This window comes from Grimontia indica, assembly GCF_000333895.2.
GTDB lineage: Bacteria > Pseudomonadota > Gammaproteobacteria > Enterobacterales > Vibrionaceae > Enterovibrio > Enterovibrio indicus.
Genome location: NZ_ANFM02000070.1, coordinates 13765 through 39990, shown reverse-complemented (window position 1 = coordinate 39990; position 26226 = coordinate 13765). Strand labels below are relative to the sequence as shown.

The following is a 26226-nucleotide window of genomic DNA, read 5'->3' as shown; positions in this document are numbered from 1 at the left end:
TTTTAGTCGGCATAACAATGACAAAATCAAATAAACCGGGATCTAAGCTGCCAGCCAGCGAGCACCTTGACTATATTGACGACAAAACCGCAGCTCTTTTGCTTTCAACCCCTAAAAGTGCGCGAGTCTTGCTATGGGTCATCGCTCTTTTTATTACGATCAGCGCTATCTGGGCGGCATTTGCCGAACTCGACAAAGTCACTGTGGGTCAAGGGAAAGTGATTCCGTCGTCTCAACTTCAGGTGGTACAAAACCTTGAAGGGGGGCTGGTTAAAGAACTGCTGGTCCGTGAGGGAGACATCGTCGAAGAAGGACAGCAATTGCTGTTGATTGATGACACCATGTTCCGTTCTGACTTCCGCGAGCGAATTCAGGAGCTCACCAGTTTGCGGGGCGATTCTGTCACGCTGAAAACGTTGGTGGACTCAGTAGTGGTCGATCCAGACGTCGAGGTTGAAGACTGGCAAAAGTCAGTCTCTATCAATCGCGTAGAGCTTGAATTTGATCCAACGTTCGTTGAGGAGCACCGTGCAGTGGTTTCCCGTCAACGAGCCGAGTACCGTGAAAAGCTCAACAACCTTCAAAACCAGTTGTCCGTCACGTCGCAGCAAATTCGCCAGAAACAACAAGAGCTCATTGAAACCCGGGCGCGGGTGCAAAACCTTCGACAAAGCTACAATTTTGCCCGCGAAGAATACAACATCACCAAACCATTAGCTGATGAAGGCGTGGTGCCACAAATCGATTTGCTGAAACTACAGCGACAGGTGAACGACACCAAGCGCGAACTGTCTTCAGCAGAATTGTCACTCCCCTCTATTACTTCTGCACTGCAAGAGGCCGTGTTTAAGCACGTTGATGTCGCGCTGAAATTCCGTGGTGAACAGCAGGAGCGCCTCAATGATGTAGAAGACAAACTTCTTGCCATGACGGAGACCCGCGTCACCCTTGCTGACCGTGTACAACGAACTGTGGTTGTCAGTCCGGTCGATGGCACCATCAAGAAATTGCACGTCAACACGGTTGGTGGCGTCATCCAACCAGGAATGGATTTGGTTGAAATCGTACCGAGTGAAGACAACCTGCTGATCGAAGCCAAAATCGCCCCACAGGACATTGCTTTCCTCCGCCCAGGGCTTGAAGCCATCGTGAAATTCAGCGCCTACGATTTTACCGTCTACGGCGGTCTGACAGGCATTTTGGAAACTATCAGTGCAGACACAATTCAGGACGAAGAGGGAAATAGCTTCTATCTTGTAAAAATACGCACTGAATCCAATAACTTGGGTGCAGGTGAAGAGCTACCGATTATTCCTGGAATGACAGCTTCTGCTGACATCATCACGGGTAAACGCAGCGTGTTGGACTATCTGTTAAAACCCATACTGCAAGCGCAGAAATCCGCGCTGAGAGAATAAAGATTTAAAAAACCAGCCCATAAAAAGAGGCTGTGACATAACAATAATTTGCGCTAAATGCTGCCTTTATAGGGGGATGTGTTTTGAACTGGAAAAAGCTTTTGATCGCTTCTGCCATCAGCTCACTGTGTGCGCCTGCGTGGTCCATGTCTGTGGAACAAGCCGTCGCGACCACTATCGCCACCGATCCAGAGCTGAAAAGTGCATTTAATGACTTCATGAGTAACAGGGAAGGCATTGATGCGGCCACGGGTGACTACCTGCCAGACATCAACCTCAATGCAGGCGTAGGTTATGAGCGTATTGATAACTCATCCACCCAAGCCAGTGGTGACATGGACTTCAACCGTCGCGACGCCAGTATCAGCCTGACCCAACTCATCTGGGATGGACAGACCGGAGATAACATCGACCGCACTGAGTTTGAGGCGGAAGCGCAGCGCTATCAATTGCTCTCCGATGCGCAGGATAAGTCGCTGGCAGTGACGGAAGCCTATGTGGCTGTGCTGCTTGCCAAACAGCTTCTCTCATTGTCTGAAGCCAATGTCGAAGTCCATGAAAAGATGCTGGCAGACATTCAGCGGCGCGCAGAATCGGGCATTGGTTCCACTGCTGACCTGTCACAGGTTCAGGCACGTGTTGCACGTTCTATCACTAATATGCTGGCTGCCAGAAGTAATATGGATGACGCGCAAACCGAATTCCTGAGAATTGTCGGCGTCGACATCAAAGACCCTGTCGACCCAGAGGTAGATGCTCTCTATCTACCCCAGTCACAAGCAGAAGCGTTAGAAGTGGCTTTTGCCAACAATCCGGTAGTCAAACTGGCGACCTATGACATCGATGCGGCACGTGCCCAGTATCGACAAAACAAAGGCAACATGTACCCATCGTTTACTTTCGAGGCCAGCCAGAGCTGGAGTGAAGAAGCAGGTGGTGTCGAAGACGAAGTGAACGAGCTCAGCGCCATGCTGCGGGTTCGATTCAACCTATATAACGGTGGCACCGATGCCGCCAACATGCGTCGCAGCGCGTATCAATTGAACAAGTCGAAGGACATTTTCGACAACGCCTCGCGACTTTTGGGAGAGGGTACACGCTTGGCCTGGAGCGCGTACCAGCTAACCGAGCAACAAAAGAAATATCTTGCACAACACGTAGATGCGGCGTCTGAAACCGTTATCGCCTACGAAAAGCAATTCAAAATTGGCCGCAGAACCTTACTGGACCTGCTCAATACTGAAAATGAACTGTTTGAGGCAAGGCGATCATATCTCGATGCGCACTACGCGAACATTACGGCCAAATACCGTGTACTCAACAGTATGGGCACCCTGCTGGATGCGCTGCGTGTCGATGTACCGGAGGAATGGCTTGAACCTGTGATAGACAAAGAAGGTTAATCCATGAAACACGTATTGCTATTCAGCAGCATTCTCCTTGCCATTGGCGGCTGCTCACTTTCCGCTGACCAACCTCCTCTTGCTGAACAACGCGCCGATTTATTGGACGATGATAGTGACGGTGTGATCAACGCGCGCGATTTATGTGACAACACGCCAGACGTGGCAATCATCGATAACGATGGGTGCCCGAACTACCTTTTGCTTGAAAGTGACAACTCATTAAGAATTCAGTTTGCAAACGACTCTGCAATTGTAGAACCCGCTTACCGTGAAGCACTGGACAAAATGGCTGGATTCCTTAAGCTTTATCCCGAAACCTTTCTAGAACTTCAAGGACATACAAGTTCTCCAGGGTCTGACGACTACAACAGGGGCTTGTCTGTCCAACGTGCCAAAGCAGTTCAAGCACAGCTCATAGAAAGAGGCGTTCCAGTCGATCGTCTCACCATTGTAGGCCTGGGTGAAGGCGATCTCATGCTGGCCGACAGCACAGAAACCACACAGCTTGTGAATCGACGTGTTGTAGGTCGCGTGAAAGGATTTAAAGGGGAAATAAAGGAAGCATGGACCATCTTTACCCAGCGGGGACAATAGTGGCTGAGGTTGCCTGATGCGAAAACGGGCGACCTTACTCCTCATGTTCCTGTTGCCATCTATCGTAACATTCGCACTGAGTGATACTGACAGTCAGTGGATCAACAAAGTAGCGTCATTTTACGGCGAAAGAGCGGGAAAACGAGTCGCGGCATGGCGTGATGTTGTCGCGCAGTCTGCCGATCTTTCAGAAACGCAAAAGCTTGAAGCAGTGAATAACTTCTTCAACCAGCTCTATTTTGTGAATGATATCGATTTGTGGGGAAAGAAGGACTATTGGGCGACACCATTGGAGTTTCTTGGCAGCGCGGCAGGGGACTGTGAAGATTTCAGTATCGCGAAATACTTCACGCTCAGAGAGCTCGGCATTGACGATAAAAAGCTTCGTCTTGTTTACGTTAAAGCCATCAAACTCAATCAATTCCATATGGTTGTTGCCTATTACCCAACTGCTTCCTCCGAGCCTGTCCTACTGGATAATATCGACCCAGAAATTAAAAAGGCCTCAAAACGACGAGACCTACTTCCTGTATACAGCTTCAACGGTAGCAGGCTATGGCTCATGAAAGAACGTGGTAAAGGTGAGCTTGCAGGCAAATCATCGCGACTGGGATTGTGGAACGATCTCCGGGCGCGCATGGGGTCTGTAAAGCTGAACAGACCGATCAAAAACTATGATGGGTAAATGTCTATGACTTTATACCGGCAATTGTTTACATGGATGTTGGCGATATTCTTCCTGCTGATTCTGGCAGTGACAGGTATTGAGCTAAACACCACTCGTAATTTTCTGCTGACTCAGCAATCGGCTGAGGTAAATAACACCATTAACTCGATGGGCCTTGCCCTCGCGCCTTATCTTGAAGACGACGATAAAGTCGCTGTGGAATCGGTGATCAATGCACTGTTCGATGGCGGTTTTTATCAGGAAGTCCGTCTGAAAATGCTCTCCGATGGCAGCGAAATTATCCGCGAATATCCGATACATGTAGAAGGCGTGCCAGACTGGTATACCAACCTGGAACTCTTCCCTGTTATTACGGAAGAACGCACCTTTACCAGCGGCTGGTTACAGCTTGCAGAAGTCACCGTGGTTTCACACCCGGGTTACGCTTACAAGGAAATGTGGCGTTCCACCATTCAACTGGGTGTATGGATAGGTATTTTGTTTGTTATTGCGATGCTTATTATCGCCATACAGCTCAGCCGTTCACTGCGACCACTTGATACCATCACCAAACGTGCAAAAGAAATTGCCCGTAATAAGTTTGGCGAACCGATACCATTGCCACCGACTCGCGAGCTGAAAACCGTGGTTCGCGCCATAAACCAAATGAGCAGCCAGCTCGAAGCGTATTTTGAGCAACAAGCCAAAGAAGCCGACCGCCTGCGTGAGCACGCTTACCGTGATACTGTTTCTGGTTTGGGTAACCGTAGCTTCTTCGTTGGCCAGCTTAAATCTTGGCTGGCAGAATCAGCCGTCGGTGGTCTGGTGATGGTGAAAGTTGACCTGATCACAGATACCTACCGCAATCAGGGTTTTGCCCAAGGTGACACCATTGTTGGTCAGTTTGCCAAGAAGCTGAACACCACCCTGACCGATGCTGACTGCACTGCGTCGCGTATCTCGAAAGACGAATTTGTGATTCTGGCACCGAACAGCACAGGTGAAGATCTGCAAATTATCGGTGAAAGTATCATGGCTATCGTGAACGATATGCAGCATGACCCAATGGGGATTACTCCACCGAAAGTGGCTATCGGCCTCGCGGTTAACAGCTCAGATAACCGCGATGCGAGTGTTTTGCTGGCGCAGGCAGATAACGCCCTGACTCAAGCACGCAATACGCCGAATCACCCAATCTCTATGATTGACCAAACGGCGAATGATGCTTCGATGGGTAAACAGCAGTGGAAATCACTTATCCTTGATGCCATGGCGCACGACTGGTTCAAGTTCAAGTTCCAGTCAGCCTCATCCAGTGATCAGACAGTTATTCACCAGGAAGTCTTCTCCGCAATTGAGAAAGGTGAAGACTACTATGGCGCTGCGCACTTCCTTGGTGCTGTTGAGCAACTGGAACTGGGTGAGTCATTCGACCGCTACGTGGTGAGTCACATGATTGATCGTTTGGGTGATGACCCGAACCTTGGTCCGGTCGCAATCAACCTGACCCAGAACAGTGTCACCAATGCTTCCTTCATTCGCTGGCTGACTACGACGATGCAGAAGCACCGCAACATGGCGGGGCGCCTGTTCTTCGAAATTCCGGAAAGTGTGTTTGTACGCTTCCCGGATCACGTCAGCCTGCTGACCGAGGCGGCGCACCGCTTCAACTTCGGGTTCGGTGTGGACAACTATGGCCGAAACTTCCAGTCGCTGGATTACCTGAATAAATTCAAACCTTCATACGTGAAGATTGATTTTGCTTACACCAGTAATCTCGACGACGAGTCGCAAAGCCATGTGCTAGCTTCAATATGTCGTACGGCACACAACCTGAATATCACAACCATCGCCACGCGCGTAGAAACGGAAGCCCAGCTCAATAAACTGTCTGAGCTGTTCGTGAATGGTTTCCAGGGCTTTATATTCGAGAAGAAATCAGAGAATCATGGTTAAAGACCCCCTGCTGCAATCTTTGGTTTACGTCAGCCGATACTTCGGTCAATCAAACTCGCCGGATGCGTTAGTGTCCGGCTTGCCGATTTCTGACGGATACCTCTCCCCCTTCCTGTTTCCCCGAGCTGCGGAGCGGGCGGGGATCGATGCCAAAGAAAGCCGCCAGGCGCTCAAAGATTTGTCGCCGATGCTGTGTCCTTGTGTTTTGTTACTCAAGGACAATCAAGCATGTGTGCTTCAAAGCATCAATCATGAAACCGGTGAAGCGGAAGTGGTTGAACCGCTCACCGACACCACGCCTGCCGTTCGCCCTATCAGCGAACTGGAAGAGGATTACCTTGGGCGTGTTTTCTTGCTGAAAAAACAGTTCCGCTACGACGAGCGATCTCCCGAAATTCTTAAAGAGCGTCAGGGCCACTGGTTCTGGAGCACCCTTTGGGAGTCCCGCTCGATTTATCGTGATGTGCTGATAGCCTCCATTTTCATCAACGCTTTTGCTATCGCCACCCCACTCTTTTCGCGCATCGTCTACGACAAAATTGTGCCTAATTTGGCGTTTGACTCACTTTGGGTTCTTGCCACCGGGGTCTTCGTCATCTTCCTGTTCGATCTTGTGCTCAAGATGCTGCGAAGTTACTTCATCGATATCTCAGGGAAAAAATCGGACTTACTGATCTCTTCCAGAATCTTTGAGAAAGTCATGGGTATTCGCATGGAGGCACGCCCGCCTTCTGTCGGTGCCTTTGCTCGCCATATGCAGGAGTTCGAATCCATACGGGATTTCTTTACCTCTGCTTCTGTCTCGGCCTTGATTGATTTACCCTTTGCGTTCTTCTTCCTGTTTATCATCTGGATTGTGGCTGGGCCTCTGGTTATTGTGCCCATCGCAGCTGTGCTGATTTTGATGATCCACGCCGCTATCATCCAAAAGCCATTACGCCATACCATTGAAGAAGGCTCTCGCCTGTCTTCCCAAAAGAACGCCAACCTGATTGAAAGTCTGGCGGGCTTGGAAACCATCAAGCTATTTGGCGCTGAGAGTCAGTTCCAATATCGCTGGGAAGAAGCCGTGGCACACATGGCAAACTGGGGGATCAAAACCCGCCGCCTGACTGACTCGGTTCAAAACGCCGCGGGCTTTATTCAACAGTTCGTCAATGTCTCGATGATAGTGTTTGGTGTGTACCTTATCTCTGCGGGTGACCTGACCATGGGTGGATTGATTGCGGCAACCATGTTGAGTTCCCGTGCCGTAGGTCCAATGGTTCAACTGTCCTTGCTATCCACGCGCTACAATCAAGCCAAGTCCGCCATGGAAATCATCAGCCAGTTGATGGATATGCCTTCCGAACAGGAAGAGGGGAAACGCTACATTCACCGCCCTATTATCCGTGGCAAGATTGAATTCGACCGCGTGAACTTCAACTACCCCAATTCAGAAGTGGCCGCACTCCGTGATATTTCCTTCACTATCCTTCCCGGAGAGAAGGTGGCTATTATCGGACGTATCGGTTCAGGCAAGACGACACTCAGTCGACTGTTAATGGGCCTGTATCGCCCTACAGCGGGTTCAGTACGTATCGATGAGACAGACATCAGCCAAATCCACAATATCGACATACGCCGTAATATAGGCTGTGTCCCGCAGGACCCTATACTGTTCTTTGGCTCTATCCGTGACAACATTACTCTAGGACGTCCATTGGCAGACGACAGAGACATTCTTGACGCCGCCAACCGTTCTGGCGTCACCACCTTTACGCAGCGAGATCCTGCAGGCCTTGAACGTCAGGTGGGCGAAGGCGGCAATCAGCTTTCCGGCGGCCAACGCCAATCTATTGCTATCGCCCGCGCCATGTTGGGTCGTCCTCCAGTGCTTTTGATGGATGAACCGACCAGTGCTATGGATAACCGCTCTGAGCAATACATCAAGCAGCAAATGTCTTCACTTCGCCGGGACGAAACACTGATCATCAACACACACAAAACTGGTATGCTGGATGTCGTTGACCGCATCATTGTGGTCGAACAGGGAAGCATAGTGGCAGATGGCCCGAAACTGGCCGTATTGCAGGCTTTAAAAGACGGAAAAATTCAGAAGGTTGGATGATAAAAACCGTCCCTGCTAGACAACAAAAAAGCACCGATATCGGTGCTTTTTTGTGTCTGACATTTTACAGTGTAAATGACGGTAACTAGGGGCTGTTGATCTTTGGTGGTTAAATTTTGTTCTCGCTATAAGCGTTTTAGGCGCGGCGAGGTGTGTGCCGCCTAGTCATTCTAAGCAAATACACCTCAACAAAGCATAAAACGCTTAGAGTACGGGACGCGCAGTCGAACCCTTCGGGCAGCGTTTGTGGGGAATTTCTGCTGCGTTATCAGCGTCTCATGTAGGCTACTACACATCGAAGCTTCTGCCTTGCATAAAACCCCCGCAAACTGCTGCAAAAATCATCACCAAAGGTCAACAGCCCCTAAAGTTTAGGTATACACATCAGGAAGAAGATTTTTCAATCGTGACTTCTTTGCCATTTGTGACAAATTTACAGGCACCATACTCGTTCACCAAGTTGGCGGATGTGTCCCCAATCTGACAATAAACCCCTGGGAAGCAGTTTTTATACACTTCAATCACATAGCGGCGGTACAAGGTACTGAGCTCAGAGGAGCTGTTTTCCATCTTAGCTTTGATTTCCGCAATGCGTTCAAAGTGATGCGTTTTAGTCCACGCCAAACGCTCAATAAGTTCTTCAGGACGCTTGTTTGCCGGTTGCTGAAGCAGTTTCATCTCGGCGTCTTTCACCTTCATCAACTGCTCATGCTCGTGATCCAGCTCTTTAGAGAGGTGTAGCGTGTCTGCCATTAAATCACTGAGGCCTGTAAAGGCATGAACATTGGTATGGACACCGGAGGCTGCCCCAAGCGTAAGCACCTTCACGCCACACTGGGCCACATGCGTACCGCCCGTTAAGGTTCCCGTCCGTTTATTAGCATCACAGACGACAAGATTGCTCTCTGTAAATGTGCGGCAATGCATCGCATGCTGGCTGATATTGATATCACCTCTGGCTTCTATACGGGCGTACTGAGCGAACTTGGCCACTATCGAGCCTTTGGCTTGCAAGCTGGTGGTGATCTCTTGTTCGGATTGAACCTGGCGGCCTAAAATACCATTGTGAATGATAATATCTCCACCCGCCGTTAGCGTTGCAGATTCCACCACACCACCGACAGTAATTGACCCCGTCGCGTTGACCTTCATGCCTGCATTCACGTCACCGTTAATGACGACACTGCCTTCAAAGTCCACGTGGCCCGTCGCGACGGTCACCGACTTCATACACAGGGCATTATCCACTTCCACACCGTCAGGGTGCAAAAGCGGTAAACCTGCGACTTCAGCTACAATCACATTTTCATCATTGCTGCTGAATTTACTGCCTGGGTAGAGCTTTAGTGGTACATCATTACCTGGCGTGGTCGGAAGGACTTCGCCCGTAACACGGAAACCTTCAATCCCCTTTGTCGGTGGAATGCGCTTGGCTAGCGGTTGCCCTTCTTGAACCGTGATCATTTTGCCCAAGTCACGCATATCAACGGTGCCATCTTCTCGCTCTTGAGGGCGGAGCACGCGGGATTTGCTGTCTTGAACCAGATATGCAAGCTTGGAGTCGTCACCGGGAATTGGCCATTTGCCGTTGGCAATCGGCACTTCGAGGTACTCGCCCGGCTTGAGACGGGCCGAAGCGGTGAGCAATTTTTGTAGGGTTTGTTTCTTTACACCGCGCACAATTTGGGACGCTTTCAGCGCGGCAAGGAGATCATTGCCTTTGATGGGGTTACCACCACACGCGCCATTGACGCGCAGGAATGCCGTCATTTTTTCATCGTCAAAGCGTGCGCTGACCGTCGCATCACGACGTTCAGCAACAACGACATCGTCTGGCTCCCCCTTCCACTCGTCGGTGGAAGCGTTAATCTTGACCAGCACCGCTTCGATGGTTTGCTCAAAGCGGAAGAAACTGGCCACTTTATGTTGGATAAGCCAATCAACGATATGCTTTTTTTCGATTTGGGGCGCGTCTTGGTCTGCCTTAGGTACTACAGTCATGTAGACCCTGCGACCATCGTTAGACAGCCGCAAAAGCTGTTGCAGCATGTAATCCCCTAAATAAATACACTAAAACTACGAACAAATATCACACTCGTATTCTACCTAGATGAAACACTTCAAAAGAAACACCACAACACTCAAGTTAGAATCAGATCTCATTAAACTAATGACGATTGACTCAATTAAGATACCTGTGTCATATAAATGAATTATAGAGAGTTTTGGCTATTCTGCCCTCCTCTCATTAAAGTTTAATCCTACGTTGTGAAGTACAAAAAAAGCACACTGGTTCAGTGTGCTTTTAAATCAGGAAGTTAACGATCCAGAATGCTAAGGAGATAGCTTCTGATGCTCTTCATCTGATAACCATTCATCTAAGCTGAAACCATAACGAAACTTACCATCAGATTCATCGTTACAATAGACCAGAGTGCCTTTGAGTGAAGGAATATCAACAACTTTCAAAAAGTAATTGGCATCAATATCGACACTTTCCTGGGTCAACAATCCCATTCCACTACGACTGATATCCCGAATAACGACGGGATGACCAAAATCTTCTTCATCATGTTCATCCAAGGGGTGGGACGTAACATACAAGCGGGCGTGAATACCGCCGCCACCAAGTTCAATTCTTTCCTGGAAGCGTTTGCACTCACCTTCTCCCCCTGATTTTTCAATCAGGGTATCGCAGAGTTTTTCATAACCGTTCATTACACTGCCTCCCCGACATCAGCCTCTTCCCTCTTTTGTGCTCAGCGGCCAACTAATGGTAAAGCACTGAGTTTCTCTGCAGCAGAGTACAAAGTATATTTGCTATTCAATACATTGAATGTATTGAATGTTAGATAAATCTTATCCAAACCTCTGAGAAATTTCACGTTCATTTACAGTGTAAATTTATGCTCTCTGAGAGAGTTCTTCGACACGTCTTTGCCTGATTGCAAATCGACGACGTTGGAATGTCTCGAAACGTTCTGCTTTTGACGTGATGACTTGCTCTTCTGAAAGACCGACTTGTTCAATGATTCTCTGTACGCTGGAAAGGTTACCAATGTCTAAGGCGAAATGCGCATCTGATCCCGTCGAGACATAAGCCCCTTTCTCCTTCGCAAGTTCAGCAATAGTAAGGCAGAACGGTTCACTGCCTTTACGCGAGCCATTCAAAGAGGAATTGTTTAGCTCGATAGCCACACCATGTTGAACGGCAGCATCAACCACAGCCTCTGCATCAATGGGATAATTTGGATTTCCCGGGTGTGCAATGGCATCAATTAACTGAGTTTCCATCGCGCGAATCATTGCTTGGGTATGCGCCTCTTTAGATTGAGCCCGAAAAACCGCCTCATGCAAGCTGGCATTAACCCACTCCATCCCAGCATAAACATAAGTCGGCATATCTAATTCGCCATCGGCATTCATAATGTTGGCTTCTACGCCACGAAGAATACGCACATTGTTAAGGTGATCAGGGATCACCCTTTGATTAACAAAATGCCAGTGATGTGGCGCGCCAGGCATAGAGCTGGCATGGTCCGTCACACAAAGATGGCTTAAACCTACCTCCTTGGCGTGTGCAGCATTCTCTAAAATGGTGCTGTAGGCATGCCCGCTAGCAAGAGTATGGGTGTGGGTATCAACGACGAGTTTCATTGTATGTCCTTATTGTGCCAACTGCTGACGAGTCCAATCACGCATTGCTGATTCTGTATCTTTGCGTCCACGAAAGCCGAACTCTTCTGCGACATCAGCCCAAGACTGTCGTTGGAGAAGGCGTGCAATCATCAGTGAACGCATTTCGTCAGGTTTATTCTCTGCAGGCTTAGAGGCAAGCCGATGCATGAACCATTGCCATAAACTTCCCGTGACTAAATCGTATCCCAGATTACCCTGTGCAAAAAGACGAACCTGGTGAAGTGCAGTTTCTGAAGGCGTCGGGACGACATCTGCGCCTGATAGCAAAGCAGGGATCAACACCGTATCCATGTCCGAAAACTGTTCAGCCATCTGATAACTCAGGTTGAGATAGAACAAGTGCTGAATGCCATCGAACCAATCAGGTTTGTGTTGAATTGGCTTTGCCATTTGAAGCGAGTAGGTACCGCTCGCAGCATCTCTTTGTACACCCAACCGCAAAGGCTGATACCCCAATGAAGACCAGAACAGCCAAAGTCCATAGTTGGCGCCAAAACTGGTACCAACGATCTGGATGTTTTCTATGGCTGCCACTTCTTCTAACTCGCCGATTAACTGCTTGCCAATACCCCTATTCCTGAACTCCGGTAACACGGCAATACGAACAATGCGAAGAAGAGCACTTGTCAGTACCTCAACGTTCCCAGTGTGGGTGGAAAGACTTTGTGCAAGGAGATGTCCCTTGAGACGGCGTTTGCCATCGACGACAGCTTGTGCCAATTCACGCTCAAAGCCCCCTTCTTTTGATGCCAGTAGCGCCCCGACTAAAATGTTGCCACAGTATGCACCAATCATATGCTGGTCTTGGCCATCAAGCAGCTGAACCAAATCATTGGGTGAGGTTTGGTAATGAGCAGTCACCAATAAAGAGAACAGCTGTTTTAACGTGTTTTCATCATTGGCAAGGTTATCCGCATCAAGAGGTCTGATGGTGACAGCCTGCTCCGATGTATTAGGCAATAAAGGCTCTGCATCAAACAAAAATGCGCTGAACAGCCACAACTCAAGAGGGTCATTCTCAGCCCAGCGGACCGGCTCTGTAAGACAGACTTCACGCCACCCTTTAGCCTCGGCATTTAGCATATTTCTAAAGCGGGTGCTGAACGCACGGCCGGTACCTTCATAACCATGTTCCGTCGAAGAAAAGACAACTCGGCTAAAGCCTTTCAAAATTTTCGACAACATAGGAAGGGGAATCGCGGCGGCTTCATCAACCAAAAGAAGGTCGCATGGCGGTTTATCTCGAAGCAAGGCATCAGGCGCGACAAAGGAAAGTTCGCTACCGTAGTCTGACACAAGTGAAAACCGTCCCTTCTTAGCCAGCCCTCCTCTTTCCGCTGCATGCGAAAATAGAGTTTCAACATTCGAAAAGGTTGGAGAAGTCACGACGACTTGTTTTTTGGCCTGACTCATCACTTCAGAGGCTGCGATACCCATTGCTGATGATTTACCCCGTCCACGGTCAGCCACCAAAAGCGCAGGGCGACGGCGATGTCCTTTCAATACCTTCTCTATGGCATCAATTGCCATTTTCTGAGATTCGGTCGTCCCAGTGTTCGCATCAATCCCTTTGCACTTTGCGATAGTGACATCCATCCTTGGCAACGATGATTCGCCGTGCTGACGGAGAAACGCAGCAGAAGGGTGCGCCCCAAAACGGAGAAAACGTTGATAAAAACGGCTACGAATTGCACTTTCTTCGTCCACGATCAAAAGCAATAAAGCACCACCTCGCACGCTTCCTGCGGCAGCACAAAGCTTATCGACGTCCAAACCTTGCCGAAGATCGAGAGCAAGAGTCCCGGTTTCCTGCCCTAACAGCTTCTTGGCTTTGCTCCAGGGAAAGGCATCTACCCCCTTCAATTCATCACTTATCACCGAATCTAAGTCACAGGCAGAAAGCATTTCCTTTAAGAACGTTTCGTCTCCCGAGAGAAAAACCGGAAATCTGGCAAAGCCTGATTTTGCCTTGTCTTTAAGTATCTGCAGTAATTGAAGAGGATCAGTGGTCACAATCTTTTCGTTTATCAATGAATACCCATCAATGATAACGGAAATACGATAGCGGAGAGAGAGTTAAAATGTGGTTGCTCTAAATCGAAGAAAAAAAACGCGCCGAGAGGCGCGTTTTAGTGTCGTTATCAAATTACGCAAGACGGGACTTGATAAACGCCAGAATGGCATCAGCGTCTTCATCATTAAGCTTTTTCAGATTAATTGAAATCGCATCACCTTTTCGGCGGTAGCTTGCGCGGCCTTTGATCAAATCAATTGCCGGCGCTTCAGGTTTCGTCGCTTTTGGTTTCAGCGAGTCGCACCATTGCTCCAAAACCAAGGTCACCTCGCGGGTAATACGGCTCACCCCCGTCGCTTCAACGGTTTGCCAAACCGGCGTACCTTCAAATTTGGCATCCAACGCCGCTTTTTCTTCATCCGTCAAAGAGAAGTAAAGCTTGTGCAGCTTAACGATGGTAGGGCGGCCCAGTTCAGCGACACTTGGGTAAGCTTGTAGCAGTGATAAAGGAAGCGCAGCGGCTTTCAATGCGCCACTGACCAGCGCTTCACTGCACTGACAAACCTTCGCTAACTCTTTCTGATCAAGCACATCACCGCGATCCAGCATGGCCTGCATCTCTTTACCACGCTCATAAAGCGACAGCGGTTTGTGCGCATTGGCCACATCCGACAGGAATTTCGCATGCTTGCTGTTGATGCCTTTAGCGACATAAATCAGGAAGTCTTGCTTGGCGAGAATACAGGACATTCGACGGCGGCTACCGTCCAGTACTTCAATCTTGCCGCCTTCCAGCCAACGACCGACAGCAGGATATTGCTGACCACGATCTTTCAGCGTGGTGAGAATATCTTGTAGGGCGAGTTCATTGAGGAAAGATTGCTCACGAGCGTTTTCCGAGAACACGGATGTGCGGTTAGCGACATCCGCTGCTGCCACACGCACCAGTTCAAATTCCACAGTGGCTTCACCGGCAACAGAAAGTTCAATCACCGCTGCTTTATCAGAAGCGGCTTTTTGCGCTTCCTGAGCCGAGGTAGCGCGACGTTTATCCGCTTTACCAAACAGACGCGCATTCAGTTCTGACGTTTTAATAGCCATTTATCACTCCTGGTTTCGCTGCGACCAATGGCTGTGAAGCACCCGCTCCAGCTCCAGCCCGGCACGATGAACCGCTTCCTGCGCCGTTGATAGGGTCTTTTTACCACCCTCAAAGTCTTGGGCAGTGAGATCAAATACTGTGCTGTAAGTATCGGCACAGGTTTCAAATGCTCGGCTACGTGGAATCGTCGCCATCATAACCTGATCACCAAGCAGATAGTTCATTTCTGTCAGCACCGAGACCTGCTTCTTGTTGTCATCTTCAAACATAGTAGGCACCAGGCGTACAAACTCAAGACCCGGCCAATCCTCTGGGAACATTTCGTACACGGTTGGCAAATGCTGGAAGAAGTTAACGGTAGAAGCCCAGTCCAGACGCTTTGCTGCACAAGGGATCAGCAGCGCATTTGAAGCATACATGGCATTCCAGACCAGCGGGTCGATATGTGGACCCGTATCAATCATGATGACGTCAAACTCATCGGCAATCACATCGATCACTTTCTCTTTCAGCAACTGGACAATGTCCAGCGAGCCATTGGTCGCCAGGCTCTGCCACGCTTCAGCGTTGAACATAGCATCTTCAGGGAACGCAGCAATCGTCTTCAGATTTGGGTACTGCGTAGGAAGCAGTACGTTCTTCATCATGAACTCTTTGTCAGGTGTCTGTGGCGTGTTATCTAACATCACATCCACAGCAGAATAGATACCTTCCTGCTCAGTAATGCTGATCTGAGGGTTCAGGAAAAGACGAAGCGAACCCTGTGGATCCAAGTCAATCAGACAGATGCGGTAGCGTTTTTCAAGGTTCAGTGCCATGCAAGCAGCCATATGAACGGCACTCATTGACTTACCGGTACCACCCTTCTGGTTTTGAATATTGATGACCCAAGGTTTGTAGCCAGCACCTTTGCCTTCATGGAAAGCAGGGATTTTCGCGGCTTCCATGATCTGATGAGCTTCATCCAGTGTGATGGAGTAGTGGTTCGCATTGTTTTTAGTGAACTGATGGCCAGACTCTTCCATACGGCCAATGGCTTCATCCAATTTACGACGTGTCAAACCTGAACGTGTTTCCATCAATGCTTTTGACATAGGTGGAAACAGTTGATCGTGACGTTCCTCCATCACGATTTCAATACGGTCCGCTTGAACCTGCTTTGTTTGCTCTGCAATAGTTTGCAGGTTTTCTATTGTCTTTTCCCTATTCATTTTTCTTTTCGCCATAAAAGAGAATTAAACAAATTGTACAGCAAAATACATCACGCACAATAAATAGCTGAACATACTGCAAAATAATTAAGATCTTGCTCACTTTATGTCAAGATGATGAAAAATCGCACAAATAAATTGTGACTTATGACAGGTCTAAACACTCAGATTTAAAGTGTTACAGTGTCACCCTTTTACAATGTAAACCTGAATTAAAAAGCAATAATAAGCTAAAAGCACCGGAACGCTGAAAAGATACGTCTAATTTACGGTCGATGTTATTTCAACATAAGTGTTCGCTGATTTCAGATTGAATACCTGATTCTGGTCGACAGAGTCACGCTATTGCATCTCTTCTTGATCATCGTTTCGGAAGCATGATCAAGTTGAAGATGGAAACGTTATTGGAATGATGTAAATCCTCTGCTCATCCTTGATCATGCTTTCAATCGCAGAGTACTGAATAGGAAAAATGATCAAGGTGAAAATCAGAGGAATAATTCGCCAAAGAGTTGGGCGATCGGATCGTCATTTTCCGAAAAGATGATCAAGTAACATTCCGCATATTGATCATCAAGTTGAAGTACCGGAACGATGACAACGTGGCGCCAAATTACGGCTGATGCCTTTTCAATACTGGCTTTCTCCAAAAAATCAATGACGTTAAGCCTTAAATGGCAAGAGCCGGGGCTCAGCCCAGTCTCATCCAAAATGCACAAACACTCACTTGATCATCGTTTCGATTACCGGACACATATATAGGAACGGCTAAAATACGTCTAATGTCAGTTCAACTGAACAGATACCCAGTATGCGGGGGACGCAATATCAGTGCTGAACACGTAAATTGGGACAAAACGATGTCGAAAACACGCTCCCCTGATCATTTTTCCGAATAGAAAAGGGGGATAGGAGTGTTCAAAACAGCGAGTTTTCACCATGTATAGAAAAACCGCTGTGGATAAGTTGTGAAAGTACCATGATCATGCTTTTGGACATTCGATGATCACACTTTCGATTCATTGATGATCATCGTTTCGGCCTTATAATGATCATGCTTTCAATGCTTTATTGATCATCTTTCCAAGGACACCCTGATCATTGTTTCGAGAGGGGTGAAGTTTATTTTCAATAATAACAATGAGTTACGACCATCTCCTTGCCCGGATCATAAGATCATATAATCAATTAGATCTATTTAAATCAAAAAGATCAGTTTAAAAGCCTCTACAAAAAGATCTTTCTTTCTTTCATTTTTTCTTTTAATCTTTTCGGAAAGATGGCGTAATTACGGGCATCTGTATTCTTATAACACATTGGCTTAACAAGGAGCTGTGGCGAATGGCCTCAAGTCCCTCTGAAAAAATATTGATCACAGCCCCTCGATCCCACAAAGACGGTCACCTGTTTGAAGTTCACGGCCAACTGGTAGATTGGCTTCCACAGTATGAACACTTCAGAGGTGTCACCAAAAGTATTCTGGAACTACTCAACCTCATTTCATTGCGTGGCTTTTCTTCGAAAGATGGTCTGGTTTCAACCACAGAATTGGTTGAAGCAACAGATGGCCAACTTACCCGTGCAGCTATACAGCAAAGACTGCGCGCCGCTGTGCAGATTGGCCTGTTTACCCAACAGGGCGTACGCTTTGAAGAAGGTCTTGCGGGCAAAACCATGCTGCACCGCTTTGTAAACCCTAGCCAGCTGATTTCTGTCTTGGGCTCTGCAGGCCTTCAATCCGAAAAAACCAAAGTCATCGCAAAACAAAAGCGCTCCAAAGCGTTGGCACAAAACCACGTGAACAAGCAGTTACTGCATGAACACGGTCTTGGCACCCCGCCAACCATGCCTGATGAAAAAGATCAGATCCTGATTTCTCCCACCAGCTGGGCAGGTATTATCGATCAGGCTTTGGCGCCCCCACGTACCAAGAAAAGCTACCAGAAATCTATGGTGGCGATCAGTGGCACCAAAGCGATCATCGAGACACGATCCTCTAAATCGATCATGACAGTGGACGATCTAATGACCTTGTTTGCGCTGTTTACCCTAACGGTGCAGTACCACGATCACCATCTGCCAAGTTATGAATTGCAAACCCAGAAAGTGGGTAACAAAACACCGGTTTACATCACGGATATCCTTTCTTTGCGCGGAAAGAAAGACAGCGGACCGGCCCGTGATTCCATTCGGGAAAGTATTGATCGTATTGAATTTACCGATTTTCAACTTCACGAATTGACCGGGCGTTGGCTTAGCGAAAACATGCCGGAAGGTTTCAAGAGTGATCGCTTCCGGTTTATCGCCCGCACGATCACCGCATCGGAAGAAGCACCAAGGGAAGGGGAGGATGGTGAGATCCGTATCAAACCGAATCTCTATATCATGGTTTGGGAGCCATCGTTTTTTGAAGAATTGATGACACGTGATTACTTCTTCCTGTTCCCGCCAGAGATTTTGCGCCAGCATACTCTGGTATTCCAGCTCTACAGCCTCTTCAGAAGCCGTATGTCGCGTCGATTGGAAGATTCCATGACATTGAGCGACTTGAACCAGAAAATGGCGAGAAACATCGAATGGCGGCGTTTTTCGAGTGATCTGATCCGTGAGCTTCGTAAGATGGCGAAGAAGGAAACGATCGCCGACGGCGTGTTTGCCGTAAATCTGTATGGTTATCACCTGACGCTTTACCGGTTGGATGACGACAAGAAGCATCCGGACTATCGCATTGACATCAAGTGCAACGTGGATGAAGTGATCCGTTTCTCCCGTGCCAAGACCTACAACGAAGGGAAACGATCGCTTGCGCCGACCATGCCAAACCCGCTGCGTAATGAGATCTTGCCGAAGCAGGACCTTGATCAGCTTTCCGAGATCATTGATGGCGAGTTTGAGCCTATCCAGCGTAAGGAAAAGCGTGGCGGCCGTTTGGGTCGACGCGTGAAGTTGCGTAAGCACCTGGTGGAAATCAATGCCGATGAGTTGACGATCACCTTGTCGAAGTACACGTCACAGGAAGCGATGCAACGCGGCATTACGGCGTTGTCCGCCATGACAGGACACCCCGCGGCCACTATCGCAGAAGAGTGCCAGTCCTACATGGATAAGCTTGATTATTTGCGCGTAGACGGCGACATCCTCTCTTACGAAACATTGAGTAAAACGATCGAGTTCTACAACAGCCAGCAGCAAGATAAACACCTGTCTATCGAGCGCTTGATCTCTGGCTTGGCGGTACGACGCAAGGTTTGTCGTCAAGTTTATGACGGTCATTTAGACAGCGCTGTGCTTGCTGTTTTGGACGAAGTTGCGTCGGGTGTATAGAAAAATTCACCCTTTATTGACAAAATTCTGACATGCCAACCTTCGATGCCGTCTAGGATTATCTACGAATAGATACCTTTGTCCTATTGGCATCTGGGTTCGCCCGATGCATTGATTTGCTAACCCTTTGACGAGCCTTCTGGCTCGTTTTTTTTGTCCAGCATTTCGGCAGATGTCGGTAATGCACGGTCAGTCACATTTCCACCTGTTGCAAATATGTAATCGCAATGCTAGCGTTTATCTAACTGCCGCAGATATCGGCTGGCCGCCCACGATGGCAAAGCTAACGCAATATCTACTTCCTAAAATACTTCTAAGAAATTGGTTGTCACCCGGAAGGGATGCGGGCTACGAGTGGGCCGTTGCGTGCGTATTTTCACCGGTCAATGATCCTAAGGGAACACAGTGACATCCATGATCCTGACTGATTCAGACATCAAAGCCTTCAAGCGACAGGCCAAAATGCAAAAGCGCCAATTGCAGTGTTCTCACATGCAAGCGCTGGACGTGGTCGCACGCCTGCAGGGTTTTGAAAACTGGCATCAGGTTCTGAAAATCGCCGAGCGATCTGACAAAGCCCTGTCACAGGGCGACACGTCGACAACACAGCGCGTATTGCTCGATAACTCACTGTACACCTCTGTTCCTGTTGGATGGTTGATAGGTCGAAAATCCAACCCGGATTTCTCTTCGTCCAATGACGCCGCGCCTTCTGCCAATGCAAACGAACTGGAAGTGCCGACCTCTCGCTGGCGGGGAGAAAAACACGGGTAAACCCGGGATGACGCGACAGGGAGTTTTTCATGAAACGTGCTATCTTCGGAGCCGTCGTTGCTTCAAGTTTGCTGAGCGTGAGCGCTTATGCTGAAACCATTTCCATTTCCTGCGGCGCTGTCGGACAGGAGTTGGAGCTTTGTCAGGAAGGCGTATCCGCGTGGGAGAAAGAAACCGGACACACCGTTAAAATTGTTACCACTCCAAACTCAACCACTGAGCGCCTGGCGCTTTACCAACAGCTGCTGGCTGCGGGTGCCAAAGACATTGATGTGTTCCAAATTGATGTCATCTGGCCGGGGATCCTCGGCAATCACTTTATCGATTTGAAACAGTACTCCAACGGTGATGAGGAAGCGCATTTCCCATCGATTGTAGCGAACAATACGGTGAAAGGCCGTCTTGTCGCAATGCCGTGGTTTACTGATGCGGGTGTGCTCTATTACCGGACCGATCTGCTGGAAAAATACGGTGAGCAGCCACCTACTACATGGGAGCAGTTGACCGCGACTGCTGAGAAAGTGCAAAAAGGTGAACGGGAAGCGGGCAATGACAAGATGTGGGGTTTCGTTTGGCAAGGCCGCGCTTATGAAGGCCTGACCTGTGACGCACTGGAATGGGTAGCCTCATACAACGGCGGTACCATCGTGGATGAAGAAGGCAAAGTCACTATCAATAACGACAATGCCAAACAGGCTCTGACCACAGCAGCAGGGTGGGTGGACACCATCTCTCCACCTGGTGTGCTCAACTATGGTGAAGAAGAAGCCCGTGGCGTGTTCCAGACCGGCAATGCAGTCTTTATGCGAAACTGGCCTTATGCCTGGTCTCTGGGTAACAGTGATGACTCGCCAGTGAAAGGTAAGATTGGGGTGGTTGCACTGCCAAAAGGCGGTGAAGAAGGTCGCCATGCTGGTACTTTGGGTGGCTGGCAGTTATCCGTATCAAAATACTCAGAGAGTCCGGAGGTTGCAGCGAGCCTGGTGATGTTCCTGACCTCGTTCAATGAGCAAAAACGCCGAGCGATCAAAGGCTCATACAATCCGACTATCGAAACGCTTTATCAGGATGAAGAAGTCCTGGCTGCGGCGCCTTTCTTCGGTAGCCTCTACAACACCTTCGCCAACGGCACCCCCCGTCCTTCAACGCAAACGGGTGCGAAATATAACCAGGTGTCGAACGCCTTCTGGAACGCAACACACAGCGTGCTCTCCGGCAACAAAGATGCCGATGCTGCGCTGACCAAACTCAACAAAGATCTTAAGCGCATCAGTCGCAACGGTCGTTGGTAAGTGTTGATCTGGCTGTCAGGCTCCCTAAGCGCCTGACAGCCGCTTCCAGAGGAAAATTGTATGGAACAGACCAGCGCACTCACGCGTAAGCGCGTTCGCGCCGCCTGGTGGTTTCTGACGCCTATGATGATCACCCTTGCCATGGTGGCAGGGTGGCCGTTACTGAGAACCTTCTGGTTCAGTATGACCAATGCCACTTTGGATGGCAGTGGGGTAGCGGAATTCATTGGCTTGGATAACTACTTTATCTACGAAGACGGCGAATTTTACGGCATCTTGTTTGATCCCACCTGGTGGCAGGCGGTGTGGAATACCCTGTATTTCACCATCGTGTCTGTAAGCCTGGAGACAGTATTCGGGATCGTGGTCGCTCTGGTGCTTAATACCAAGTTCAAAGGGCAGGGATTGGTTCGTGCCGCGGTACTGGTACCGTGGGCTATCCCAACGATTGTCTCCGCCAAAATGTGGGGCTGGATGCTTCATGATCAGTTTGGGATCATCAATGACTTTCTGATGACCTTGGGGTTGATTGCTGCGCCACTCGCCTGGACGGCGGATTCTGATCTCTCGCTCAATGTGGTGATCGCGGTAGACGTGTGGAAGACCACACCGTTTATGGCCCTGCTGGTGCTTGCTGCCTTGCAGATGCTGCCGTCTGATTGCTACGAAGCCGCCAAGATTGACGGTATCCATCCGGTCAAAGTCTTCTTCAAAGTCACTCTGCCACTCATTATGCCTGCGGTTATGGTTGCTGTGGTTTTCCGTGCCCTTGATGCGCTGAGGGTGTTCGACCTTATCTATGTGCTCACACCTTCCAACGAAGCCACCATGTCGATGTCTGTGTACGCAAGACAGAACCTCGTAGACTTTCAGGACGTCGGTTATGGCTCAGCCGCTTCCACGCTGCTGTTCCTGATCGTCGCGCTCTGCACCATTGCCTATCTCTACGTTGGGCGTAAAAGCATGAACGAGGGCAACTGATATGTCGAAGAAATGGTATTTGCAGGTAGGCTTCTACCTCTTGGTTGCTGTGATTGTCGTGTTCTCGGTGTTCCCGTTTTACTACGCCATCGTGACCTCCTTTAAGTCTGGTTCAGCACTGTTTCAGGTGGAGTATTTGCCATCATCGTTTGACTGGAGCAATTACGCTTCGGTGTTTTCCGGTGGGGTGTTTGAACGCAACCTCTTGAACTCCGTGCTGGTGTCGACCGTTGTGGTGGCCATTTCGCTGCTGCTGGGTGTGACGGCGTCCTATGCGTTGGGACGTATCCGTTTCCGCGGCCGCAATATCGTGCTGCTGACAATCCTTGGGGTATCGATGTTCCCACAGGTGGCGGTACTGTCCGGTTTGTTTGAGCTCATTCGCGCGTTTGGGCTTTACAACTCCATGCCGGGTCTGGCGCTCGCCTACATGATCTTCACGCTGCCGTTTACGGTTTGGGTGCTGACCACCTTCATGCAGCAACTCCCTCTTGAACTGGAAGAAGCTGCGATTGTGGATGGCGCAACCCCGTGGCAGATCATCACCAAAGTGTTGATGCCGCTGCTATGGCCAGCATTGGTGACCACAGGTCTGCTGGCGTTTATCGCCGCGTGGAACGAGTTCCTCTTTGCCCTGACTTTCACCCTGACCAATGAGCAACGCACGGTTCCTGTGGCGATCGCACTGATTTCCGGTGCCGGTCAATACGAATTGCCGTGGGGTACCATCATGGCGGCTTCCGTCATTGTGACTGTGCCACTCATCGTTATGGTGCTGGTCTTCCAACGTCGAATCGTCTCCGGCCTCACCGCCGGTGCAGTTAAGGGATAAATCGAAACATGAAACAACAAGAATCAACCTGGTGGCGCGGCGCGGTTATTTACCAAATCTACCCACGCAGCTTTTACGATGCCAATCAGGACGGGATCGGTGACTTGCCGGGTATCACCCAGCAACTGCCTTATGTGGCGGCGCTCGGCGTAGATGCCATCTGGCTGTCGCCCTTTTTCAAATCGCCCATGAAAGACTTCGGCTACGACGTATCCGATTACCGCGATGTCGATCCGCTGTTCGGCACACTGGATGACTTTAAGCAGCTGGTGCAGGTTGCGCACGAACTGGGTCTGAAAGTGATGATCGATCAGGTTCTCAGCCATACCTCGGATGAACATGCCTGGTTTCAGGAAAGCCGCGTGAGCCGCGATAACCCGAAATCTGACTGGTATGTCTGGGCTGATCCAAAGCCTGACGGTACACCGCCAAACAACTGGCTCTCCATTTTTGGTGGCTGTGCCTGGCAGTGGGAAAGCCGACGTCAGCAGTATTATCTGCACAACTTCCTCGTCAGCCAGCCTGACTTGAACTTCCACAACCCAGAGGTCGTGGAACACCTGTTGGATACCGTGAAATTCTGGCTCGATTTGGGCGTCGACGGTTTCCGTCTCGATACGGTCAATTTCTACATGCATGACCGTCAGTTGCGTGACAACCCTGGGTTGTCGGCAGGAGACAGTAAATCGCTCGGCGTGCCGGGAACCAACCCGTATTCAATGCAAAAACACCAGTACGACATTTCGCAGCCGGAAAACCTTGGTTTTCTGAAAAAGCTGCGTGCATTGCTCGATCAGTACGATGACATCACCACTGTTGGGGAGATCGGCGACGATAACCCACTGGCACTGATGGCTCAGTACACGGCAGACAACGACAAGCTGCACATGGCTTACACCTTTGATTTGCTCAACATTCACCGCAAGCCGGATTACCTGGCGTCCGTGATTGAGAAAATCGAAGGGGCCATCAACGATGGCTGGGCGTGTTGGGCGCTGTCAAACCACGACGTGGTGCGTTGTATCACCCGTTGGGGGGCAGAAGAAGCAGACCAAGTGGCTTACGGCAAAGTGTTGTTGGCTTTGGTCACCTCGCTTCGCGGCAGTGTCTGTCTGTATCAGGGGGAAGAGCTTGGATTGCCTGAAGCGGATATACCGTTTGAGAAAATTCAGGACCCTTATGGGATTCCTTTCTGGCCGGAATACAAAGGTCGGGACGGATGCCGTACCCCAATGCCTTGGGTTGGTGATGAAGGCAACGCAGGTTTCAGCTCTGCCGAACCTTGGCTGCCCGTTGACCCACGCCACAACTCGCTGGCGGTTGATAAGCAAGAGCAGCAAAGCGACAGCATGCTGGCGCATTACCGTACTTACCTTCGCTGGCGTAAGCAGTTCGCCGTGCTGGTGGATGGCGAGTTGAGTGATGTGCAGTCCAATGCACAGGGGCTCAGATTCGTCCGCTACAACGACGAGCAACGTCTGCTGGTGGCCTTTAACCTGTCCGATTCAGACATGACTATTTCCCTGCCGGAAGGAAACTGGCAGGCGCTGGAAGGTCATGGATTTGCATTCAGGCTGGAAAATGGATCGGTCACCCTCCCGCCTTATCAGGCGGCATTTGCAACGACATAACAGGGTAAGGACGCAATATGGCTGAGGTCATTTTAAATAAAGTTAACAAGAAGTTTGGCAAGGTACATGTCACCAAGGATGTGGATCTTCACATCGATAAAGGCGATTTTGTGGTATTCGTTGGCCCGTCAGGCTGTGGTAAGTCAACCCTGCTTCGATTGATCGCAGGTCTTGAAGATATCACCACGGGCGATCTGAAGATTGATGGCCAAGTCTGTAACGATCTGCCGCCACCGGAGCGTGGTATCGGCATGGTGTTCCAGTCTTACGCCCTGTATCCGCACATGACGGTATACGAGAACATGGCGTTTGGCCTGCAACTGGCGAAAACCGAAGCCAAAACCGTGGACGAGAAAGTGCGCGAAGTGGCAGCGGCGCTTCAACTGAAGCCATTGCTGGAACGCAAGCCGAAAGAGCTTTCCGGTGGTCAGCGTCAGCGTGTGGCAATCGGCCGTGCAATTGTGCGCGAGCCAAAAGTCTTCCTGTTCGATGAGCCATTGTCGAATCTGGATGCGTCGCTTCGCGTGCAAATGCGCATGGAAATCGCCCGTCTGCACGAACGTCTTGGCGCAACCATGATCTACGTGACTCACGATCAGGTGGAAGCGATGACACTCGCGACCAAGATCGTGGTGCTGGATGCTGGCCGTGTTGAGCAGGTGGGTTCTCCGCTTGAGCTATACAACCACCCTGCAAACACCTTTGTGGCCGGCTTCATCGGCTCACCGAAGATGAACTTTCTGACGGCGGATATTGTTGAAACAGGAGAGATGACGACCCGCGTTCAGATCCACCGTGGTCAGGAAGTGGAAGTCTCAGCCAACACGATCGGCGCCAGCGTCGGCGATCCTTGCGTGATTGGGATCCGTCCTGAGCATATTCGTTTCGGCGAGAAAGATGCGATCCAGGAAGGTGGTGTGGTGCTGAGTGTTGTCGAGCAATTAGGTAACGAGTGCCTGATGTACTTCATTACGCCACAAAGTGCCGAGCCAGTGGTGATTCGCACCGAAGGGCAAACCAATATCCGTGCAGGTGATAAACGTTGTATCGAGTTTCCTGCGGATTATTGCCACCTGTTTGATCGCGATGGAAAGGCCTTCAAACGCTCTGTGGTGGGCGAAACCAAACCGTCACTGGTTGTGACGCCGTAATTAGCAAATAACCGCTGAAAACGTAAAAGAGGCAGGTTTTTTAGTCCTGCCTCTTTTTATACCA

19 protein-coding genes are annotated in these 26226 nt (G+C 49.6%); 13 read left to right on the top strand and 6 right to left on the bottom strand.

What is annotated here, in order from left to right; all coding sequences use genetic code 11:
- The first annotated feature begins 17 nt into the window (after positions 1-17).
- The 6 genes from D515_RS24260 (at position 18) to D515_RS24235 (ending at position 8151) form a co-directional block, all read left to right on the top strand.
- On the top strand, positions 18-1418 hold the full coding sequence (locus D515_RS24260) for an HlyD family type I secretion periplasmic adaptor subunit (RefSeq protein ID WP_002542599.1): 1401 nt from the start codon (positions 18-20) through the stop codon (positions 1416-1418).
- Between the two features lie 83 nt (positions 1419-1501).
- Positions 1502-2821, top strand: coding sequence for a TolC family outer membrane protein (locus D515_RS24255; RefSeq protein ID WP_039850649.1), 1320 nt, complete (start codon positions 1502-1504; stop codon positions 2819-2821).
- Positions 2822-2824: 3 nt separating this feature from the next.
- Positions 2825-3418 carry an OmpA family protein gene (locus tag D515_RS24250; protein ID WP_002542596.1) on the top strand — a complete coding sequence of 198 codons (594 nt, stop codon included), beginning with the start codon at positions 2825-2827 and terminating at the stop codon, positions 3416-3418.
- 16 nt (positions 3419-3434) lie between these two features.
- Entirely contained in the window at positions 3435-4103 is a 669-nt protein-coding gene (locus tag D515_RS24245) for a transglutaminase-like cysteine peptidase (protein ID WP_039850648.1), read from the top strand.
- Between the two features lie 6 nt (positions 4104-4109).
- Positions 4110-6041 carry a bifunctional diguanylate cyclase/phosphodiesterase gene (locus tag D515_RS24240; protein ID WP_039850651.1) on the top strand — a complete coding sequence of 644 codons (1932 nt, stop codon included), beginning with the start codon at positions 4110-4112 and terminating at the stop codon, positions 6039-6041.
- On the top strand, positions 6034-8151 hold the full coding sequence (locus D515_RS24235) for a type I secretion system permease/ATPase (protein ID WP_002542593.1): 2118 nt from the start codon (positions 6034-6036) through the stop codon (positions 8149-8151). The genes D515_RS24240 and D515_RS24235 overlap by 8 nt, the downstream gene beginning before the upstream one ends.
- A gap of 384 nt (positions 8152-8535) precedes the next feature.
- Here D515_RS24235 and D515_RS24230 read toward each other — a convergent pair whose 3' ends face one another.
- The 6 genes from D515_RS24230 to D515_RS24205 form a co-directional block, all read right to left on the bottom strand.
- Positions 8536-10200: a DUF342 domain-containing protein gene (locus D515_RS24230; RefSeq protein ID WP_002542592.1), complete on the bottom strand. Its 1665-nt coding sequence runs from the start codon at positions 10198-10200 to the stop codon at positions 8536-8538.
- A 285-nt stretch (positions 10201-10485) separates the two neighbouring features.
- Positions 10486-10869 (bottom strand): PilZ domain-containing protein, encoded by a 384-nt coding sequence (locus tag D515_RS24225; RefSeq protein ID WP_002542591.1) that lies wholly within the window; start codon positions 10867-10869, stop codon positions 10486-10488.
- A gap of 186 nt (positions 10870-11055) precedes the next feature.
- The gene (locus tag D515_RS24220) at positions 11056-11808 is read right to left on the bottom strand and encodes a phosphatase (RefSeq protein WP_002542590.1); all 753 of its coding nucleotides are present in this window, start codon (positions 11806-11808) and stop codon (positions 11056-11058) included.
- 9 nt (positions 11809-11817) lie between these two features.
- Positions 11818-13863, bottom strand: coding sequence for a tRNA(Met) cytidine acetyltransferase TmcA (locus D515_RS24215; RefSeq protein WP_002542589.1), 2046 nt, complete (start codon positions 13861-13863; stop codon positions 11818-11820).
- Between the two features lie 133 nt (positions 13864-13996).
- Positions 13997-14965, bottom strand: coding sequence for a ParB/RepB/Spo0J family partition protein (locus D515_RS24210; protein WP_002542588.1), 969 nt, complete (start codon positions 14963-14965; stop codon positions 13997-13999).
- 3 nt (positions 14966-14968) lie between these two features.
- Positions 14969-16177 (bottom strand): AAA family ATPase, encoded by a 1209-nt coding sequence (locus D515_RS24205; RefSeq protein WP_002542587.1) that lies wholly within the window; start codon positions 16175-16177, stop codon positions 14969-14971.
- Between the two features lie 1341 nt (positions 16178-17518).
- On the opposite strand from D515_RS24205, the gene D515_RS24195 reads away from it, so the two are divergent.
- The 7 genes from D515_RS24195 to D515_RS24165 all read left to right on the top strand — a co-directional run bounded on the left by D515_RS24195 (position 17519) and on the right by D515_RS24165 (position 26162).
- Complete coding sequence (locus D515_RS24195; RefSeq protein WP_002542585.1) at positions 17519-19501, top strand: replication initiator protein RctB domain-containing protein; 1983 nt, start codon at positions 17519-17521, stop codon at positions 19499-19501.
- A 414-nt stretch (positions 19502-19915) separates the two neighbouring features.
- Positions 19916-20275, top strand: a complete 360-nt coding sequence (locus D515_RS24190) for a hypothetical protein (RefSeq protein WP_239644016.1) — start codon at positions 19916-19918, stop codon at positions 20273-20275.
- A gap of 29 nt (positions 20276-20304) precedes the next feature.
- Entirely contained in the window at positions 20305-21567 is a 1263-nt protein-coding gene (locus D515_RS24185) for an ABC transporter substrate-binding protein (protein ID WP_002542583.1), read from the top strand.
- A 60-nt stretch (positions 21568-21627) separates the two neighbouring features.
- Positions 21628-22548, top strand: coding sequence for a carbohydrate ABC transporter permease (locus tag D515_RS24180; RefSeq protein ID WP_002542582.1), 921 nt, complete (start codon positions 21628-21630; stop codon positions 22546-22548).
- A 1-nt stretch (position 22549) separates the two neighbouring features.
- Complete coding sequence (locus tag D515_RS24175; RefSeq protein ID WP_002542581.1) at positions 22550-23380, top strand: carbohydrate ABC transporter permease; 831 nt, start codon at positions 22550-22552, stop codon at positions 23378-23380.
- Positions 23381-23388: 8 nt separating this feature from the next.
- Positions 23389-25011, top strand: a complete 1623-nt coding sequence (locus tag D515_RS24170) for an alpha-glucosidase (RefSeq protein WP_002542580.1) — start codon at positions 23389-23391, stop codon at positions 25009-25011.
- A gap of 17 nt (positions 25012-25028) precedes the next feature.
- Positions 25029-26162 (top strand): ABC transporter ATP-binding protein, encoded by a 1134-nt coding sequence (locus D515_RS24165; RefSeq protein WP_002542579.1) that lies wholly within the window; start codon positions 25029-25031, stop codon positions 26160-26162.
- The last annotated feature ends 64 nt before the right edge of the window (positions 26163-26226 follow it).